Origin of the sequence: Bacillus cereus group sp. MYBK139-1, assembly GCF_051916915.1 — a bacterium.
GTDB classification, from domain to species: domain Bacteria; phylum Bacillota; class Bacilli; order Bacillales; family Bacillaceae_G; genus Bacillus_A; species Bacillus_A pacificus.
Window position 1 is genome coordinate 300,692 of sequence record NZ_JBQAHO010000003.1, and the last position, 20,278, is coordinate 320,969.

A 20,278-nucleotide genomic window follows, 5' to 3' on the forward strand; every position below is an offset into this window, starting at 1 on the left:
ACTTTTTATAAAATTTCATAACCCGGTAATGTTAAAAATGGTACGAATTCATCATTCCGAACGAGATTTGTAAATAACGTTGTCGCCTCTTGGAATCTCCCTTTCTTAAAGGTTTCTTTACCAATCTCTCTTTCTATTTTTGCTAACTCTTCTTCTTTTAGCTCTTCCATTAATTCAAGTGTAATATTACGGCCATCATTTAATTTTCCACCTTCATGGCGAATCCATTGCCATACTTGTGCCCTAGAAATTTCCGCTGTTGCTGCATCTTCCATTAAGTTATAAATTGGTGCTGCTCCCCGGCCGCTTAACCAAGATGCAATATATTGAATACCTACGCTAATATTCAGACGAAGACCCTCTTCTGTAATCGTTCCCACTGGTACTTCTAATAAATCCTTTTCTGTAACATGTATTTCTTCACGTTTTCTAAAAATTTGATTCGGCGTTTTCATAATGTGATTAAATACTTCCATCGCGACTGGTACAAGTCCCGGGTGGGCAACCCAAGTCCCGTCATGACCGTCTAAAGCTTCGCGCTCCTTATCCGCACGTACTTTTTCAAAAGCTGCTTCATTTGCTTCTCGATTGTTTTTAATCGGAATTTGTGCTGCCATTCCTCCAATAGCTGGTGCATTACGACGGTGACATGTTTGAATGACTTTCAAAGAATACGCGCGCATAAACGGCGCCGTCATCGTGACTTGCGCTCTATCTGGAAGTAAAAATTCATTATGATTACGGAAACCCTTTAGAAAACTAAAAATATAATCCCATCTTCCGCAATTTAATCCAGCAGAATGATCTTTAAGCTCATACAAAATTTCATCCATTTCAAACGAAGCGTGAATCGTTTCCAATAATACTGTTGCTTTAATCGTTCCGTTTGGAATACCGATATATTTTTGAGCAAATACGAAAACATCATTCCATAGCCTTGCTTCTAAATAGCTTTCCATTTTCGGTAAGTAAAAGTATGGACCGCTTCCTTTTGCTAAAAGAGCTTTCGCATTATGGAAAAAATAAAGTCCAAAATCTACTAAGCTACCAGACATATTCTTCCCGTCAACTTGCATATGTTTTTCTTCTAAATGCCATCCTCTTGGGCGCACAATTAATACTGCTGTTTTACTATTTAAACGATATTCTTTTCCGTTTTCATTTTTATGTGAAATCGTTCCCTTTACTGCATCTCGTAAGTTTATTTGACCTTCAATTGCATTTTCCCAAGTTGGTGAATTCGAATCTTCAAAATCCGCCATAAAAAGATGCGCTCCTGAATTTAAAGCGTTAATAACCATCTTTCTATCTACTGGACCAGTAATCTCTACGCGACGATCCTCTAAATCCTTTGGCAATTTAGCAATTGTCCAATCCGCTTCACGTATGTGCTTCGTTTCTTCTAAAAACTTCGGAAACTCCCCTGCATCAATTCTCTTTTGTTTCTCCGCACGCTTTTGTAAAAGTTCTATGCGGCGCTCATTGAAATTTTCATGTAGTTCCTTTAAAAAACTAAGCGCCTCAGGTGTCAATATTTCGTTGTACGCTGGTAACATTTCTCCCACGAGTGTAACCCGTGAAGTTTGCGTCGACATATTAGCATCCCCTTCTTAAACTGTTTTATAACAGATTTGATTTTATGTTTTATATTATATAACAAATCTTCAGAAAAGGAAGTTTTTTTTGAAAATTTAATTGATTTTTTATAAAACTGTATTCTTCCACCTGCATTACACAAAAAAAAAGGCCAGTGTTATACAACACTGACCCCTTTTTATTAAAGCGCTCTAAATAAGAATTGCGCATATTGTTCACGTGTTACTTTCATGTTCGGAGCGAAATTCCCCTTACCATCTCCTACTGAAATACCATTTGAACCTACTGCATTAATCGCGTTTTCTGCCCAATGTCCTTTTGGTACATCTTTAAATCCTGCTGATCCTTTTACTTGTAGTCCAAATGCTCTCGTAAGAACTTGCGCCATTTCTGCACGTGTTAACGTATCTTTTGGTCTGAAGTTTCCTTTCTCGTCACCTGTAAAAATACCTAATTCTGTTACTGCTAACACTTCGAAAGAAAACATCGTTGAGTTATCATCAACAATATCATTATACGGGCTTTCTAATTCCTCATCTTCACCAAATTCTTCATCAAGATCCAGCGCACGATAAATTAAAGCAGCTACTTGTTCACGAGTTACATTATGTCCAAAACCAAACATCCCATTTCCATAACCAAGCATAATCTCGTGTTCTGCTAAAGTTTGAATTGCTTCATAAGACCAATGTCCTGCTGGTACATCTTTAAAGATTGCCTGACTTGCTTGTTGTGGCTTTGCAGCTAATTCAGCTTTTGCTGTTGTCCCTTCAGCACTAAATGCTACTCCACCCATAATTGTTAAAGCTGTTGCTACTTTTAAAAACTTTTTCTTCAAAGTATTCTCTCCCTAAAAACATATTTTTTTCTAATATAAAGAATTAATGGAAGCGTAACAATATAATTCCCATGTAATTTTTGTCTAATTTATGAACTATATTTCACATACTTTTATTTACACTTTATTAACAATAAAGTTACTAAACCGTATATTTAAACAATAAAAAGTTACTTTATTCAATCTCTTCTTATCCACTAAATTCGAAAAACTAAATTACGAATAGAAAATCGATATAATTACAAATAATTTTAAATAAGAAAAAAGCGTGGAATTCCCACGCTTTTTTCTTGATATATATTATATTAATATAACTTAAACATCCTTATATTTTAACTTTCATTCATAATCTTCATCTTTTACTGGAAAATAAAAAACAGCTCTATTTAAAAACGTTGCATATTGCTCACGTGTTACAACTTTATTCGGTTCAAATTTCCCATTTCCTGTTCCAACTATGACATGATTAGACTGTAGTGCACTAATCGCATTTTTTGCCCAATGATTATTTGGTACATCTTTAAATGTATGGTTCTTCTTCACCTCAAATGTAAATGCATTCGTAAGAATTTGTGCCATTTCTGCGCGTGTTACTGGTGCAGTTGGTCTAAAGTTTCCTTTTTCATCACCTTTAAAAATACCATGCTCTGTTAATACTAAAATTTCATCTAAAAACATTGTTGCTCTCTCAGAAATATCTTTATATGGATTTTTTAAAGGTCCTTCCTTTTTCAAATTCAATGTACGATACAGCACTGCTGCTACTTGTTCTCTTGTTACATTATCACCTACACCAAACTTACCATTTCCATACCCTAACATTACTTTATTGTATACTACATCCATTATATCGTCATATGCCCAGTAGTTTACTGGAACATCATCAAACACAATCATTTCTGGATATTCTTCTGCTTTTACGTTTGGAACATTCGTACTTACAAACAAACCACCCATAATAGTTACCGTTGCCATTATACGTAACATATTCTTCTTCATTGCCCTCTCCCCTTTACCTCCATTTGAAAAAACGGAAAATAATAGACTGAAATCCTTTCCAATATTACATATGTTGCCTTTGCACCATTTATGCAATATATTACATTTAAAAAATCTATTATTGTGAAAATCACTACTAAAGGAGAGCCAATTCGCTCTCAATTTCAACTTTTATACCGAATTGTACGCAAACTAATTTTCTTTCCTGTATTCATGTAAAGGTGTTTCTATAATATAAATATTCTACTTTTTTTTAAAGAAATCCTTCACGTTTTAAGAGTTCATTTTCTAGACAAAAAATGCAATTATATCGACTTAACTACAACATACGACAATAGTAACCTCTCTATTAACAAAAGCTCATAATGAGCGAAAGATACCTCTTCCACAAATTATGAGCTTTCTCTTTATCTATTCCATTTTCCCTGGAGAATTATCAATTGATCGTTGTAAAAACTTTGCAAATTGCCCACGTGTAACGAGCATTTCAGGCTGGAACTTGCCATCTCCCGTTCCTACCGCTACTTTATTAGACTGCAATGCGCTAATTGCATCCCTTGCCCAATGATTTTCTGGTATATCTGTAAATGTATGTGGACTCTTTGTTTTCAACTCATATGCTTTCGTTAAAATTTGTGCTAATTCTGCACGAGTCAATGTATCTTTCGGACGGAAATTCCCATTTTCGTCTCCTTTAAAAATACCAAGCTGTGTTAAGCGTAAAATTTCGTAAGGGAACATGGTTGATTTCCCACTAATATCTCCATATGGATTTCCAATAGTCGCACTTCTTTTTACATGAAGTGCGCGGTACAATACTGCTGCCGCTTGTTCACGTGTTATATTATCTTCCGTCCCAAACTTACCATTTCCATAACCATACATAATGCGATGATATACTAAATTTGTAATTTCATCATATGCCCAATGATCTGTTGTTACATCATCAAACTTTATCATAATATTAGGACTAGATTTTTTGATAACATCTGTATTTGCAGACACACCATTTGCACTTACAAATATTCCCCCCATTAAAGTTAGTGATGTCGCAATCTTTACTAGCTTTTTCATCTCTCTCATCTACCTTTTCCTTTATTTCCCTGCAAATTATATTATACAAGAAATCTGAAAATTATAAATGTAATTAAACCTAATTGTTTACAATTAAGAATAGAATTTTTCTTCTACTATTATTTTTTCATCCTTCGTTTTTCGAAAAGTAAATGCCATTCCTACAAATATAAGAACAATTCCTACTATTTGCATACTAGTCGGTCTAAACCCAGTAAAGACGGTATCTAATAGTATTGCAACCGCAGGATCTAAAAATACTAATACAGAAATCATTCTAGTAGATAAATCTCTTAAACTATCAAAAAATAAGTAATATACAAATCCAGTATGTATAAGACCTGTCGCTGTAATCATCATCCAATTCATCTCTGTTAACCCTTGAAACTTGCCAAAGTCTACGAATGGTAGCAATAAAAATATACCTAAAAATGTTTGTAAAAATGTCATCGCATATGCGCTCGTATGCTGAATTCCTTTTCCTAGTAAAGTAGTAAAAGCATAAAATAGTGCCGCAAGTAGTGCCCATACCATGCCAGATGACATAAGTTTTTCAAGTGATAGACTTCCATCTACTCCAGCCACTAACACTGTACCGATAAAACAAATGACAATGGACAAAACAGCAAACATTGTAAGTCTCTCTTTAAATACGATACTACCAATCATTAATACGATAATGGGTGCTAGATGATAAACTGAAATCGCAATTGTAATCGACATAACTTCAAATGCTTTAAATAGAAATACCCAGTTAAAAACGAGAAATATACCGCATGCTAATATTTGCATGACTTCTTTTTTATTCCATTGCTCACTTTTATATTGTCCTGTTACGAGCCAACATAATGCTAAAAATATAGTCGCACAAATACAACGAACGAATACTAATTCAAAAGACGGTAAACCTGTTTGAACAGAGAAAAATCCAATTGATCCGAAAATAGACATCGAAAGGATCATTTTTATAGCCGGCATTGATTTTGAATGAAACAAAATATTAACCTCCTAAAAATTTCACTGAATATTCCATATATTATACACTATAATTTTCCAAAACTCGAATAACGCATAAAAAAAGAAGCAGTACACTACCGCTTCTTTTCCTTTTCATATTGTTCAAACGTATGAATTCTTTCGAAAATTGGTGGATGTGTGTATAAGAAAAACTTCACTAACGCAGGAGGATTTACTTGGCTTAAACTCGTTTTTGATAAATATTGAAACGTTTTTACACCAGATTTCCCGTCCTTCGTCATGTCTAAAGCATATTGATCTGCTGCTCGTTCTTCTATACGAGAAACGTAGTTTGTTGCTGGCTGTGATACAAAAGAGAGGACAGAAGAAATTAAGAAAAATAAAGGTAAAATTGAGAAACATGCTGCTTTTGAAATTTGCAGCGTATCTCCCCATTTTCGAATACACATATTGATAATACGACTAATGAGGTACATCCCTATAAACGATAGCAACACATAACTCGCAACGCCCCAATATATATGTTTCATAACATAATGCCCCATTTCATGGGCCATTATAAATAAAATTTCTTTATCTTTTAATTGCTTAAGCGTCGTATCCCACATTACAATACGCGAGTTAAGTCCTATTCCTGTTACGTAGGCATTTAATGCATTCGTTTTTTCCGACATATTTACTTCATATACATGTTTTGCTGGAATATCAGCTTTGTCTGCCATCGCTAAAATTTTCGTTTCTAATTCTTTATCTTTTAGCGTCGAGAAGTCGTTATACAGTGGATCAATCACGACAGGCTGTATGAATGTTAAAAAGATTGTAAATGGAACAGAGAGTGCCCACCCTGCTAACCACCATCTCTTCGGGAATTTGCGAATAAGCCATAGAAGAACCGTAACTACAATTAACATAGTTGCATAACTTTCCCAAAAACCGATAACATGATCTTTTATCCAGCTTTGTGTACTTTGCGTTGAAATGCCGTAATCAACGGAAACTTTTCGGCTAATCCATTGCATCGGCAAGGCAAGAACTGTTGTAAGTAATGATAAATAAAAGAAATAAATCGCAACTTGCAGGACACTTATTTTCGTCGTTTCCTTCGACCATTTCTCAAACTTTTTTGAAATACCGAGCACAAGTACAAATAATAAAATAATCCATTCAAGAGGCGTCGCTAAAAAATACAGTAAATTTTTCACGCGCGAATAATCTTGGCTTAGCGTAAGCTCTCTTGCATTCATAAACGTTTCTGGATCTGCACTCGTTCCTTTGTACATGTCAGGAATTAGTTCATGATTCCATCCAAATAAATACCAATATATAAATAACGCAAACCCAACGTACAAAAAAAGCGACCACCCGATAACCTTCCTCACGCTATTCCCTCCTCTATGCTGCCTGTCTATTATTATTGTAAGTTCGTACATGCTAAATTAGAACAAGCTTATTACGCGAATTGCTCGAGATCCTTTTATTTACATAAAAAAACTCTTCTACATAAAGAAGAGTTTTACCTACCTTTAGACGCTTTCTTCGGTTCATACTCTGGGATAAGAAACGTACTTACAACCCAGCATATTAAACCAACGCCTTTTATATAGCGTATATATTCATAGTCTTGAAAAAATAAAGTCGTTACAATAAGCGTAAAAAATCCAATTAAAACTAGTACATATCCTATTTGCTTCTTAGATAACATAACGTGTCTCCTTAAGGAAGTACATCCATTAATAAGCTAAAATCTTGTAAAGAAAAAGAACTATATTTCATAATACCTTGTACAGCTAAAAGTAAAATAAGACCGGTCACACACATATAATTAACGCTTTCTTCACTCTTTTTTTCAGCAACTACACCGCCACTAATACATAAAATCCCTAGCAAATGAAGTGCTAAATACATAAAGAAATAAGCTTCCTCCCAGCGAAGAATAACGTTGACTGTCGTTATTAGCACTATACTAAGCACAATCAAATAAAAAAACTTATTTGATGATATTGTTTCATTCATATAATTTTATACATCCCTTTCAAATTTAGAATGAATGATGTTTCAAAGCTATAAAGGAAAAGGAAAGCCACTATTACTTTCTCGAATACTTTATGAACCCACATATACTTCTCTTCATTTTTTCTGAAGATGCGCTTCATCATTTCTTCTACAATTAGACCAAATAGTAGTAAAACCCCTAACACAATAAGAAGAGAAATACTCCGGAAACACAATCGTATCTACTACAGGTTGCAGCCAATAACAAACGCTTTTATCACACATATCTGTAATAGACGTAGAATCTATAATGTCTTTCAATATTTTTTCAATCGTCTTCTTCATCTCATTTACTCCCCACGACGTCTGAAAAGCTTTTTTCCTGCTCTACATATATAGCTGGCATTTCTTTACTCCAATATTTGCGGTTAACAAATAAAAAGATGAGTACTAGGTTTAATCCTGTTATAAAAATAATAAGTCCTGGAAAGAACGTCGTATAATTTGAGAAATCTGCAAAACTCATTATCTCTTCTTTATTTATTAAAAAAGAAGCACCGATTACAAATGCATTGTTTAACATGTGAATAGCGATTGGCATGAGTAAACTATTCGTACGAATATATACGATTGATAGTACAACGCTAAATACAATTGCACCTAGGAAATCAACGTGTAACAATGCAAACAATATTGCTACAACAATGATCGCTATACTCGTTCCCCATTTTGCTGCGAAGCGTTGCAGTAAAAATCCGCGAAAAACAAATTCCCCAATAATTGGTGCGATGAATACGACCATAATAACTTGATAAACATATCCTCCAGTGCTATCCATAATCGGTTCACGTAATGCGTTCATAATAAATGTCGGTGTAATCCACGCAAAGCTATACATGTACAAAATAAGATATCCATAACTAAACACGCATAACATGATCGTAATGTATAAAACTTGCACCAGGTTAAATGTTTCATTTCTATTAATAAATAATGAAAATGCAACACGGTGTTTTTTATACTCAAAAAAAATCCACGTAATCGGCAGAATATAGAATATAAGAATATTTATAAAAGTAGAATTTTGCATATGAAATGTATTTTCTATCAATTCATTACTGGCTCTTGCAACTACAGTTAATAGTGCAAATACAATTAAAAAATATCTAGCTCGCATCGTTTGAAACGGATTCACACTCATCTCCTCCCCTATGTTACTTTTATCATATCATTTGATTCTTAATTTTTTGAGAAAGAAAACCTTAAAATTTCCTTAAAAATTCCATAAGTTACCGAAAGATGATATGATATTCGAGGAAATTAGGAGGGATTTTTTATGTATGAAGCAAATATTTTGCTCGTTGATGATGAAACAGCAATTTTACAATTACTAACTACCATTCTTGAAAAAGAAGGTTTTTCTCATATTACAACTGCAACATCAGCTGAAATAGCTTTATCTCTCACTCAGCAAAACGATTACGACTTAATTATTTTAGATGTCATGCTTCCTGGACAATCTGGTTTTGATATTTGTCCCATCATTCGACAGAAAACAGATTGCCCTATCTTCTTCCTCACAGCTAAAACATCTGATTTAGATAAAATATCTGGATTTTCACACGGTGCAGATGATTATATTACGAAGCCATTTAATCCACTTGAAGTAGTAGCTCGTATGAAAGCACAACTCCGAAGACATATGAAGCAAGTAATGACACACGAACAAAAAGCACAATCCAGTTCATTTGGCAGATTTGAAATTGATCGCTATTCCGCAGAGCTTACAGTAAATGGACATGTTGTCGAATGTTCCGCCCAGCTATTTCAGCTATTACTCTTCTTTTGCGAGAATCCGAACTATGTATTTTCGAAAGAAGAAATATACGAGAAAGTTTGGGGAGCACCTGCCTATAATGGCGATGATAATACCGTTATGGTCCACATTCGAAAACTACGTGAAAAAATTGAACAAGACCCAAGTAAACCAGAATATATAAAAACTGTTCGCGGGCTTGGCTATAAGTTCATTACAAAGTAGGGTGACGATATGAACTTTAATAAACGACTTATTATCCAGTTTATCATGCAACACGTATTTGTTTTAGTTACATTACTAATTGCTGTAGTAGCGGCTTTCACTTATTTATTTTTTCTTGTTACGAGTACTTCATACGAACCGAACATTCCAGATGCTGATAGTTTTACGATTTCCAGATATATCTCTTCAGAAGATGGCGAAATTTCGTTAAAGGCTGAAGTAAAAGACTTAATTAAAGAGAAAAATGATTGGATTCAAGTTGTAGAGGAAAACGGAAAAGTTCTCTATCACTTTAATACTCCTAGTGACGTGCCAACATCTTATACGGAAACATCATTATTCTCTTATATACAGAATCACATAGAAAGCCCTTATACGTTTACATATTGGGAAATTGAATTAGAAGAAAAGAACGTACTTGTTATTTACGGTAGTACGGTAAAAAGCAATGTATTACTGAAATCAATCCAAAAAGAGCACCCTTCTGTATCTACGGATACGTTCACATTAACAGAAGAAGAAAAACAGTTACTTTCTAAAGAAAAGGCTACTCTTCAAATCTTTAATAGTGGCGGCGAAGAAGTATTCTCCTATCCGAATGAAAAGAAAAAAACGTTTTCTGACATACAAGCTGCTCTTAACGCAAAAGAACCGTGGAATCATAAAGAAAACACGTCTAGTTTTTACGATACAAATAGCAATCATCTTCTCGTTATAACTGCAAAAAATGAGCACTACTACCCAGATGATGAAATAGACGATGTATTTGCTAAAAAGTTTCTAATTGGATGCGGATTAATCCTTCTTATCGTATTTGTTTATTTAGTTATTCTTTCTATTTGGTACGGTAATAAATTTGGAAAACCGTTATTACATGCGATGCGCTGGCTTAAAAACATAGCTGGCGGAAAGTACGAAGAACCCGTTAATAAAAAAGGAAAACCTGTCAGGTTCCGGCGATCTGGTAAAGAAAAATGGTCATTCCGCTTATTTAGTGATGTTACAAATTCTCTAGAGCACCTTTCTATTACACTCCAAAAAAATGATGCGATGAGGCAAGTACTGCAGCAAACACGTGAGGAATGGATTACCGGTCTCACACATGATTTAAAAACACCACTAAGCTCTATATATGGCTATGCTTTATTACTAGAATCAAAGCAATACAACTGGACTGATCGTGACATTCAACAATTCGGTAGTGTTATGAAAGAGAAATCTCAATATATGACGACATTAATTGATGATTTAAGCTTAACGTATCAATTAAAAAATAACAGTCTTCCTGCGCAACACGTAAATATTGAAATGAATCAATTCGTTCAAAAAGTATTATTACAATTCATTAATAATCCGACACTTCAAAATCAAAATATTGAATTTGTACCAAGCTCAAACAAAATTCAATATTTTATTGAAGAAAAATGGTTCCAGCGTATTATCGAAAACTTACTCGTAAACGCGGTAAAACATAATAACGAAACGACAAACGTCATCGTAAAACTTTCGCAAAACGCTACTTCATTTACACTATCTATTTCCGATAACGGAAAAGGAATGGATGATAAAACGAAAGAGCTTCTATTTGAGCGATATTACAGAGGAACAAATACAGAAGAAAGCAACATCGGAACGGGACTTGGTCTCGCTATTACAAAGCAGCTCGTTCATGCTCATAACGGAACGATTTCCATCGATAGCGAACTAGGAAAAGGAACAACGATTATACTTGTGTTTCCGTTTCGTTCATAGAAAAGGCGCTATGTAGCGTCTTTTCTTTTTTCTATTTTGGGAGAGTTCAGCGGTATATGAAATAATGTAGGCCATCTTTATGAGTTGTTTCAGCGGTATATGAAATTATATCGGCGATTTTGCGAATATATCGGCGCAACTCGAATTATATCGGCGATTTTTTGAATATATCGACTTACCGACAAAAATCGACAACAATAACCTACTTCCCCCTACTATATAAAATAAAACTATTAACAAATACATTTCTAAACTGTTATACTATAAATAGAAGTATAAACTAACTAAGTTTTGCATAAAATAAAGTAGACGAGGTGCTTCCAACACCCCGTCAATGCAACTAATTACCGCAAGGTGGAAGGTTGCAACTAAAGCTTATTTGCGCTTAGAAGACTTCCCACGCTTCGCAGGCAGACGGGTGGTCTTCTTTTTGCGCTTTTTTGCCGTTAATTTCTTAAATCCCATAACTATACCTTCTCTAGCTATAGTTTTTGTGATTTCCAACAAAATTTGCAAAAGAAATTCCATACGATTACACCTCCTTTCTCCACAAAATGAAGAAAGGGCATAACCTTCCACCCGCAATATTTAATTGCTACTTTATTTTATCATTTTTAAATGTATTACAGATGAGGCAATACAAATTTAACAATCCACCCATAAAAAAGCGAGCCATTTCTCAATGACTCACCCTCACTCTATTATTTTTTCTTCACCGGTATCCAAAGCTCTACTTGAGCGAACTCACTTTTATCTTCGTGGCAACGCTCATCGTATAGTTCAAACTCTGTAACGCCGCAATGTTCATAGCCTGAATGCGGGAACCATTCTGAGAATACAGCATTCCACGTTTGGTGAATAGACGATACCATTTCTTCATGAGGAACTTTCGGCGTTGTAAATACTGCATATGTTGCTTCTGGGAACGTACGCTTTGCAATTTCATTTGGTACATTTTCAAAGTCTGTAACTTCCATTCCAATAATATACGTGAAGTCCCCAGTTTCTAAATTAAAATCAGTACATAATCCAAGCTCTACCCATTGGCTCGTATCTTTACGATTCGGAATTGTCGTTCCAAGATCTTTTTGTAAATATTCTTGCCAAAATGCTGGAATGTCTTGATGGTTTTTTCCTTCTTTACTCGTCGTCTTCAGTTCATAACCCGCCACTAAAAATTCTGGTTTATTTACAATACGATATTCCATTTGTATGCCTCCTAAATACGGATTTAATTTTCTTTGCTTTACATTCACGCTGTAATATATCGGTGTTTCAATTTCTTGTTTTCGATATTCACTTGGTGTCATTTGAAATAATTTTTTAAAGGCTCTCGTGAACGTTTCGTGAGATTGAAAGCCATGCTCAAATGCGATATCAATAACTTTTTCATCCGTATGAGAAAGTTGATAAGCTGCCCGGGCTAACCTCCTCTTTCGAACATACTCCATTACCGTATCACCTACTAACGCCTGGAATACACGATGAAAATGCGACTCAGAAAAACCTGCAATACGCGCTAAATTACGCAGCGTCTGTTTTTCCATTACATCTTCCTCAATATAATCAATGGACCTTTGAATTTGTGTTTCATAGCTTTCCATCTCTGTTCACCCGCCTTATATGTATTATGATAAAAGAGAATCTTATCCAATTCTTGACGTTTTTTACTATAATTTTTTAAAAAAATGTAACTTTTTTATATGTATTTCGTTGTTATGTATGAAGGGAGGGAAATTAGTGAAACGCAAACAATCATTAGAAGACATTTATTCAGAGCATATGCATGATTTATTTCGCTATCTTCTCTCCCTCACCGGAGATTCTCATTTTGCTGAAGATCTCATGCAAGAAACCTTTTACCGCATGCTCGTCCATATTGACTATTACAAAGGCGAAGAAATTAGACCGTGGTTATTTACAATTGCCTACAACGCCTTTATCGATTGGTATCGAAAAGAGAAAAAATATAAAACAACTACAGTGGAAGAATTCCATTTACCAAACGTGCCAAGTACAGAGCACTCTTATTTTATAAAACATGAGATTGCTAGTTGGTTAGACATTTTATCCGCTCTTCCGCTTGAAAGACGAAATGTTCTGTTACTACGAGATTACTACGGATTCTCGTATAAGGAAATAGCAGAAATGACCGGTCTCTCATTAGCGAAAGTGAAAATTGAATTACACCGCGGACGGAAAGAAGCAAGAAACATAGAGGAGTGATACAGATGGGTTGTGCAGCATTTAAAAAACTATGGGAGAAGTACGAAAATGGAACGCTCACGTATGATGAACAAGAACTGTTAGAAAGTCATATTGAAACATGTGAAGAGTGTGAAGCTTACTTAGATGAGTTGCTTTTGAAGAGTGAACCAATAAAGAAAAAACTACCACCACAAAATCTGAAAGTCCCGTTTTGGAAAATAAAATGGAAACAACGTTGGCAAACCGTTAGTTTTGTCCTTGCTGTTTGTATTGCAATCTATTTTGTCGGCCATTTTTCGTCTTCTCTTTACTTCTATAATATGAAAAAGTTAGTCGAAGTAGATGAAATTCCAGCACTCGCACTAGAAGCAACAATTCCAAATAGTCGTTCCGCTGGAGGCCGTACAAAGATTAAACCCTTTTTCCGTACAGAAAATGAAATGAATTTAGTTAAAACGGTCGGCAAAAAAGAAATTCCAATTGGTACAGTAACAACGCGTAGCTTCTTATCATCTGTAACTGTCAAAAATAAATCATGGGAAAACAAACCCTATTCCAAAAAACTTTCCTTTGTTCACCCAAAAATCAAGCAAGATGATCATTTGAAAGAAATATCTAAAAAAGTTTGGGATACACTTGGAAAGATACATGAGGGCACCGTTGCAGAAGTAGCAATATCTTTTGACAAACCTTACACATTACAGGAAGTAGAATCCCTTTTATATAGCGTATTTGAAGCACAAGAAATGCCGCCCACTCCTGTATGGTACGCTTTAGACACAGGGCAAGAAAGAATAGATGAAGAAGATTTCATCCTACATGGCGGAGAGGTTATCGGATTTCCAGAACATATAAACCTCCCTGATAGTGAAGTAGAACGACCGAAGACAAAAGAAGATGAAGTAATCGAAATGATGCGCATTCTTTCTACACATAAAGAAACTGTAAGTAAAACTACTCGGACTCCTGAAAAAGAACTAAACTTAGATAAACGCTATGAGTATGTAAAAGAGAACGGTGTAAAAGTATACGGAATCGTCATTACCGGACCGTCGAAAGAGTTATTAAAATTACAAAACTCGCCTCACGTTCGTTATGCGACTCTTGGAGATATTGAGGTTTGGAATTGGTTTAATCAGTGATGTAGGAAAAGTAGAGCATCTAGGGGTGATGCTCTACTTTTTTAATCCGAAACCACCTTCACATACATCCCTCTCACCGCTTTTTCATAAGCGATTTCACTCATCTTCCTTATGTTTTCTGACACAACAGACGAGTGAATAACTTCACCTGCACGAAGTAACGGCGGATCAATAAGGCGGACTTTATTGTTCTGATATAAATCATAATCATTTCTATCTTCTTTTACTTTTACATTCGGATGAACTTTTCTTACTAAAGCATGTACTTCCGGATCACTACATTGCTGCAATTTCGAAATTAGCTCATCATCTTCAAGAAGAAAATCATGTGTATGAATAACCTTTTTGTGTAGAGCTAACTTTAGCGTTTTTGCTAACATATCATTTCCGTAACTATTCATTGGTTGCATAAAGAAATCGATGACTTCTTTGTAATACGTTTCTGTAAACCACTCTGCCATTTCGATGTTTTGAAGGACCATTTTTCCGTTTACTTCAATTACATCTTCTAAAAAACTGTGAGCTTCTTCTAAAGAAATATACCCATATGTATACATATCTCGTAACGTATAATCCACTCGATCTGCGCATAATTCGGGCGCTGACCTTTCCAATAACGTCCACTTCGAATCATCTAACAAAATTTCTTCATAGTTATAGCCATACTTCGCAAGAATCGCTGGAATTTCTGAGTTTTTCACAACAGAACTAAATATCTCTTCATGATAACTTTCATTTCTATTATCAAAAACGTAATCAATCACATGAGAAAAAGCAGTATGCGATACGTCGTGCAGTAAACCTGCAATTTGCTCTTCTACTGAACCACCTAGCTTTTTAACTAACAACATAACACCAACTGAATGATCAAAGCGCGTTACATTCCATTCCTTGTTCACTAAATAACTTGCGCCAGTTTGATGAATACCTTTTAGTCTTTGCACAGACTTACTTAAGATTAATTCTTCTACTACTGGATCCACTTTAAATTCTCCGTATAGTATATCTGATATGATCACTTATAATCCCCCTCTATCTTAGCCGCCTCTTATAATCGTACCTCTTTTATAAAATCAACACCAATAAAATTTTTAAATCCTAATATATTGATATTAAATTAAAAATGTTGTATATTATACATGTCTGTTATTTGTTTTAATTCATTTGTTTTTATTGAGTGCTCCTTATACGGAGCCTTTTTTTATTTGTAAGAATAGAGAGCCATTAGCTCTCTATTACATACACTTATTCAAACGTAACCTCCACCTGTACAACCTCAGATCTACTTCCAAGTCTAAGCGGCGGTCCCCAAAATCCGAAACCAGAAGAAACAATTGCGTGGAATGCACCTTTTTGTGCGTAGCCCCAGTCTAGTTCGTACATTCTTCTCGTTACAATATGATTTGGTGCCATTTGTCCGCGGTGCGTATGACCGGATAATAGTAAATCTACGCCAGCATCCGCTGCTTGTTTTAACTCGAATGGTTGATGATCCATTGCGATAACTGGCATCGTTTTATCTACCGTACTCATAAGATTTTCAAAACTTTGGCGATCTCGCTCTGTTTTATCTCTTCTTCCAACAAGATAGAAGTCATCTTCAATTGTGATCACTTCATCTAACAAAATACGAATATCGATCTTATCCATCTCTTGTAAAAATTCTGGAACTGCTCGCCCGTAATATTCGTGGTTTCCTAACACACCATATACGCCTAGTGGAGCTTTCATTTGTTTCATAATGTGCCCCATATTTTTTTGAATGAACACACCTGGATGATCATCGATAATATCTCCTGGCAGTAAAATAATATCAGGCTCCATTTCATTTACATGATGGACAAGTCTTTTTAAATGCGAAACGCCAGATAGTTTACCAAAATGCATATCAGAAGCCATCGCAATGCGTAAGCTTTTACGTCCCTCTACTTTTTTCGGTATGTGCACCTCGTATTTTCTTACTACCGGGCTATATGCGTTGAATACTCCGTACGCAAAGATTAAAATAAATGCAGCTAACACAGCCGCCCCTGTCCAAATAATTGCCGCTTCTTTCTCCACTGAAAACTGTAAAAGAAAGACCATAATATTAGCTAAAGGCAATAGCATAAGCGCGTATTGTATAACCGCAAACCAAATCGAACCTATCGTTCGTAGAAATGGCAAAAACTTAAACACTTGCACGAGAATGTACGCATATGAAATGAAGCCAACAACGAAAGCGTAATATCCCCAAGACTCCCAGCCAAATACCGCATGAAGCCAAACCCATCCGTTCCAGCCGATGTAAAACATAAGTAGTGTGTATACAAGTAACATAGTAAATATATTGAAATAACGACGATTCTTCACAGCGTGCCTCCTTATGTATTTCTTCTATTATATCTTGTTATGCACGTTAAACGTAAATATTAAGCACTGCAATCTTCACAATAAAAACCCCTAATTGCTAGACGCAAATCTAACAATTAGAGGTGCAATTCAAAACAACATTCCTTTTACAGATTTTCGTTATAGAAACTTGTTAATTTTTCAACCGCAATTTTTACTGGTTCTGGTTGATCATATAAATCGTAGTGACTCGCACCTTCCACAACAAGTAAGTCTTTCTTCTCTGAAGCTGCTTTCTCATAAAGCTCATGACCATCTTTATAAGAACCGAATGCACCTTGCTTGCTGCCGACAACAATTTGCAGCGGCTGCGTTAATAACGTATCTGCTAAATGGAACGCATCAAAACCAATTACCGATCCCATACTTGTAAAGTTTAATTTGTTTGGAGAGTTCACACTTTGCCCTCGCTGTGTTGTATAATACTCAACTGCTTCTACAATATCTATATCCGTCATACCTGCTGCCTCTAACTCTTCCTGATTTTTAGGAATCCAATTTGTAATCATTTCTTCTGCTCCGCGCGCTTCAGCAGTGCGTTGTTTACCAATTGCCTCTAACACACCAATCGGGTTAGACTCACGATTTAAACGACCGATATTTGCACCAACAACTGTACCAACCGCTTTAATACGGCGCTCTGTCATCGCAGCATTTACCGCATAACCACCGCCTGCACAAACCCCTAACACACCGATACGTTCTTCATCTATATAAGGTAGGGTAGTTACATAATCTACTGCTGAGCGAATATCCTCAACTCGCGCAGCTGGCTCTTCTATATATCTCGGTGCACCTTCACTTTCCCCTTGATACGATGCATCAAACGCAAGCGTTACATACCCTTGTTCTGCTAACTTTTCCGCATACAATCCTGCTGTTTGATCTTTACAGCTACTACCTGGATGCACACAAACAATCGCTGCATTTTGTTTCTTTTCCTCAGCACCTTCAGGAATGTTCAAAATACCTGCAACTTGTAAACCTCTTGCATAAAATCGTACATTTTTCTTCGTAACTGCCATATATAAAACCACCTTTATCTCATTTTTAATTTTACACTTGTGAGAGTTATTACTCACGTGTATATTTATAATAAAGCGAGCAACCACTTGTTTCAATGACCACATTTACGCATTTGGGTGATAATACACACATACAGAAATATGTGTATCAACAACGGAGGAACACCATATGGAGAAAATCGATCGAAGAATTATAAAATCACAAAACGCCATTCAATCGGCATTTATAGAAATGTTAATTACAGATGGTTTCGACGAAATTACAGTAAAAAACATTACCGAAAAAGCAAACATCGGGCGAAAAACTTTTTACTTACACTATCTAGATAAGTACAATTTATTAGATAAAATTGTGGACGATCATTTAGACCAATTAAAAGAAATATGCTATGAGAAACAAAACAAAGGGTTTATAGAAGGAACGATCATATGGTTTGAATACTTCAAAGAACACAAACCATTTTTCGCGGCGTTATTTAACAGTAACAGCACATTATCATTTCAAAAAAAATTATTAACTTTCATCATGGGCGAAATAGAGAAAAAGTTAAACACAAACACATCAATAAATAAAAACATCGATAAACACATCATTTTAAAATTTTTAGGAACGGCTGTCATGGGCATTTTGGAATCTTACGTGTTAGACGAAATTGATAGTGATGTTGCGTTTGTTGCGACGCAAGTTGGGGAGTTGATGAGGAGGAATATATAAACAATACAGCGATGATTTCCTTGAGAAGGATTCATAAAATTTCATTATACAAAACTCACCTATGCAATTATGCATAACCATCCCTTCCGTTTTATTTTCATGTTACGATATAAACGAAATACGACATATATCGACAAAAAAATAAAAGGAAGTGATTGCATGAAACGTTCTAAAACATATTTAAAATGTTTAGCATTATCCGCTGTTTTTGCTAGTAGCGCTTTAACTCTTTCAACACCTGCTGCTTACGCTCAAACAACTTCACAAGTTGTAACAGATATCGGGCAAAATGCAAAAACACATACAAGCTATAATACATTTAATAATGATCAAACTGATAATATGACAATGTCTTTAAAGGTAACTTTTATTGATGATCCAAGCGCCGATAAACAGATTGCCGTTATTAATACAACTGGTAGTTTCCTAAAAGCAAATCCTACTATAAATAGTGCCCCTGTTGATAACTACCCAATCCCTGGCGCTAGTGCAACATTACGCTATCCTTCACAATATGATATTGCATTTAATCTTCAAGATAACAGCGCTCGCTTCTTTAACGTAGCACCTACAAATGCTGTAGAAGAAACGACTGTAACATCTAGCGTATCTTATCAACTTGGTGGTTCTGTTAAAGCTTCTGCAACGCCAAATGGCCCTAGTGCTGAAGCAGGTGCAACTGGTCAAATAACTTGGTCTGACTCTGTAAGCTATAAACAAACTAGTTATAAAACAAACTTAATTGACCAAACAAATAAAAACGTAAAGTGGAACGTATTCTTTAACGGATATAACAATCAAAACTGGGGCATTTACACACGTGACTCCTACCATTCTTTATACGGAAACCAACTGTTCATGTACTCTCGCACATACCTATATGAATCCGATGCAAAAGGTAATTTAATACCGATGGATCAACTTCCAGCATTAACAAATAGCGGTTTCTCTCCTGGGATGATTGCTGTTGTTATCTCTGAAAAAAATACAGACCAATCTAACCTACAAGTCGCTTATACAAAACATGCCGACGACTACCAACTTCGTCCAGGCTTCACATTCGGAACTGCAAACTGGGTTGGAAACAACGTAAAAGATGTTGATCAAAAAACATTTAATAAATCGTTTACATTAGATTGGAAGAATAAAAAATTAGTAGAGAAAAATAGATAAAGAAAACCGAACGGCCATTTAGATGGTGGTTCGGTTTTTATTTAAATTACAAACTCTTTCACTTCACATTAAAATAAACCTTTCAATACTACAGAACAAACTTAAGCGCTCTGCATGGAAGTTTGTATGATTAGACATTCTTTACATAGACAGCTTGTCAATCTAAGTGCGACAATTTCTCCCGGAACGCTGTGTGGGGTAGTTTTCCAACCTAAATATTTTCTGTGTCTTTGATTAATACGAAGTAGTACTTAATTCAATTGGTGTTGTGAAACTTTAGGACAGGGTTAAGATAGTTGTTTAATTTTCGATATAACATATAACAATAACGTCGTTTCTGAAGTGTTTAAAGCA

20 protein-coding genes and 1 pseudogene are annotated in these 20,278 nt (G+C 35.3%); 6 read left to right on the forward strand and 15 right to left on the reverse strand.

The features are described from left to right. Positions 1-5: 5 nt before the first annotated feature. From aceB to ACTFRS_RS18645, 10 genes and pseudogenes are all read right to left on the reverse strand, one after another. Positions 6-1,595, reverse strand: coding sequence for a malate synthase A (aceB, locus tag ACTFRS_RS18600; protein WP_139868745.1), 1,590 nt, complete (start codon positions 1,593-1,595; stop codon positions 6-8). A gap of 182 nt (positions 1,596-1,777) precedes the next feature. Then, on the reverse strand, positions 1,778-2,434 hold the full coding sequence (locus tag ACTFRS_RS18605; protein WP_440023458.1) for an S-layer homology domain-containing protein: 657 nt from the start codon (positions 2,432-2,434) through the stop codon (positions 1,778-1,780). A 339-nt stretch (positions 2,435-2,773) separates the two neighbouring features. After that, positions 2,774-3,433 (reverse strand): S-layer homology domain-containing protein, encoded by a 660-nt coding sequence (locus ACTFRS_RS18610; protein WP_087951633.1) that lies wholly within the window; start codon positions 3,431-3,433, stop codon positions 2,774-2,776. Positions 3,434-3,844: 411 nt separating this feature from the next. Further along, complete coding sequence (locus ACTFRS_RS18615; RefSeq protein WP_440023456.1) at positions 3,845-4,516, reverse strand: S-layer homology domain-containing protein; 672 nt, start codon at positions 4,514-4,516, stop codon at positions 3,845-3,847. Between the two features lie 84 nt (positions 4,517-4,600). Further along, on the reverse strand, positions 4,601-5,503 hold the full coding sequence (locus tag ACTFRS_RS18620) for a DMT family transporter (RefSeq protein ID WP_139868751.1): 903 nt from the start codon (positions 5,501-5,503) through the stop codon (positions 4,601-4,603). A gap of 95 nt (positions 5,504-5,598) precedes the next feature. After that, positions 5,599-6,864: a M48 family metallopeptidase gene (locus tag ACTFRS_RS18625; protein ID WP_139868753.1), complete on the reverse strand. Its 1,266-nt coding sequence runs from the start codon at positions 6,862-6,864 to the stop codon at positions 5,599-5,601. 134 nt (positions 6,865-6,998) lie between these two features. Continuing rightward, positions 6,999-7,187, reverse strand: a complete 189-nt coding sequence (locus ACTFRS_RS18630) for a hypothetical protein (protein WP_074615152.1) — start codon at positions 7,185-7,187, stop codon at positions 6,999-7,001. Between the two features lie 11 nt (positions 7,188-7,198). Next, the gene (locus ACTFRS_RS18635; RefSeq protein WP_001006054.1) at positions 7,199-7,498 is read right to left on the reverse strand and encodes a hypothetical protein; all 300 of its coding nucleotides are present in this window, start codon (positions 7,496-7,498) and stop codon (positions 7,199-7,201) included. Continuing rightward, positions 7,495-7,822: pseudogene (locus ACTFRS_RS18640) on the reverse strand (hypothetical protein). The gene ACTFRS_RS18635 and the pseudogene ACTFRS_RS18640 overlap by 4 nt, the downstream one beginning before the upstream one ends. Position 7,823: 1 nt before the next feature. Further along, complete coding sequence (locus tag ACTFRS_RS18645; RefSeq protein ID WP_016716773.1) at positions 7,824-8,672, reverse strand: CPBP family intramembrane glutamic endopeptidase; 849 nt, start codon at positions 8,670-8,672, stop codon at positions 7,824-7,826. Positions 8,673-8,813: 141 nt separating this feature from the next. Here ACTFRS_RS18645 and ACTFRS_RS18650 point away from each other — a divergent pair, with 141 nt between their 5' ends. Both ACTFRS_RS18650 and ACTFRS_RS18655 read left to right on the forward strand, forming a co-directional pair. After that, entirely contained in the window at positions 8,814-9,518 is a 705-nt protein-coding gene (locus ACTFRS_RS18650) for a response regulator transcription factor (RefSeq protein ID WP_139868757.1), read from the forward strand. 9 nt (positions 9,519-9,527) lie between these two features. After that, positions 9,528-11,270: a sensor histidine kinase gene (locus tag ACTFRS_RS18655; RefSeq protein ID WP_318160854.1), complete on the forward strand. Its 1,743-nt coding sequence runs from the start codon at positions 9,528-9,530 to the stop codon at positions 11,268-11,270. Between the two features lie 375 nt (positions 11,271-11,645). Here the strand turns inward: ACTFRS_RS18655 and ACTFRS_RS18660 are convergent, their stop codons facing one another. Further along, positions 11,646-11,798 carry a hypothetical protein gene (locus tag ACTFRS_RS18660; RefSeq protein WP_000394950.1) on the reverse strand — a complete coding sequence of 51 codons (153 nt, stop codon included), beginning with the start codon at positions 11,796-11,798 and terminating at the stop codon, positions 11,646-11,648. A 173-nt stretch (positions 11,799-11,971) separates the two neighbouring features. Further along, entirely contained in the window at positions 11,972-12,874 is a 903-nt protein-coding gene (locus ACTFRS_RS18665) for an AraC family transcriptional regulator (protein WP_242294652.1), read from the reverse strand. Positions 12,875-12,992: 118 nt separating this feature from the next. Here ACTFRS_RS18665 and ACTFRS_RS18670 point away from each other — a divergent pair, with 118 nt between their 5' ends. Next, a complete protein-coding gene (locus tag ACTFRS_RS18670) occupies positions 12,993-13,496 on the forward strand; it encodes an RNA polymerase sigma factor (RefSeq protein ID WP_440023453.1) in 504 nt (167 codons plus the stop codon). Positions 13,497-13,501: 5 nt separating this feature from the next. Next, positions 13,502-14,620: an anti-sigma factor gene (locus ACTFRS_RS18675; protein ID WP_440023451.1), complete on the forward strand. Its 1,119-nt coding sequence runs from the start codon at positions 13,502-13,504 to the stop codon at positions 14,618-14,620. A gap of 41 nt (positions 14,621-14,661) precedes the next feature. Here ACTFRS_RS18675 and ACTFRS_RS18680 read toward each other — a convergent pair whose 3' ends face one another. The 3 genes from ACTFRS_RS18680 to ACTFRS_RS18690 all read right to left on the reverse strand — a co-directional run bounded on the left by ACTFRS_RS18680 (position 14,662) and on the right by ACTFRS_RS18690 (position 18,036). Next, positions 14,662-15,639: an HD domain-containing protein gene (locus tag ACTFRS_RS18680; RefSeq protein WP_440023450.1), complete on the reverse strand. Its 978-nt coding sequence runs from the start codon at positions 15,637-15,639 to the stop codon at positions 14,662-14,664. Positions 15,640-15,865: 226 nt separating this feature from the next. Continuing rightward, positions 15,866-16,972, reverse strand: coding sequence for a metallophosphoesterase (locus ACTFRS_RS18685; RefSeq protein WP_242294660.1), 1,107 nt, complete (start codon positions 16,970-16,972; stop codon positions 15,866-15,868). Between the two features lie 146 nt (positions 16,973-17,118). Next, complete coding sequence (locus ACTFRS_RS18690) at positions 17,119-18,036, reverse strand: alpha/beta hydrolase (RefSeq protein WP_242294661.1); 918 nt, start codon at positions 18,034-18,036, stop codon at positions 17,119-17,121. Between the two features lie 169 nt (positions 18,037-18,205). On the opposite strand from ACTFRS_RS18690, the gene ACTFRS_RS18695 reads away from it, so the two are divergent. Both ACTFRS_RS18695 and cytK2 read left to right on the forward strand, forming a co-directional pair. Continuing rightward, positions 18,206-18,751, forward strand: a complete 546-nt coding sequence (locus ACTFRS_RS18695; RefSeq protein ID WP_139868775.1) for a TetR/AcrR family transcriptional regulator — start codon at positions 18,206-18,208, stop codon at positions 18,749-18,751. Between the two features lie 159 nt (positions 18,752-18,910). Further along, a complete protein-coding gene (gene cytK2, locus ACTFRS_RS18700; RefSeq protein WP_440023447.1) occupies positions 18,911-19,924 on the forward strand; it encodes a beta-channel forming cytolysin CytK2 in 1,014 nt (337 codons plus the stop codon). Positions 19,925-20,278 lie beyond the last annotated feature (354 nt).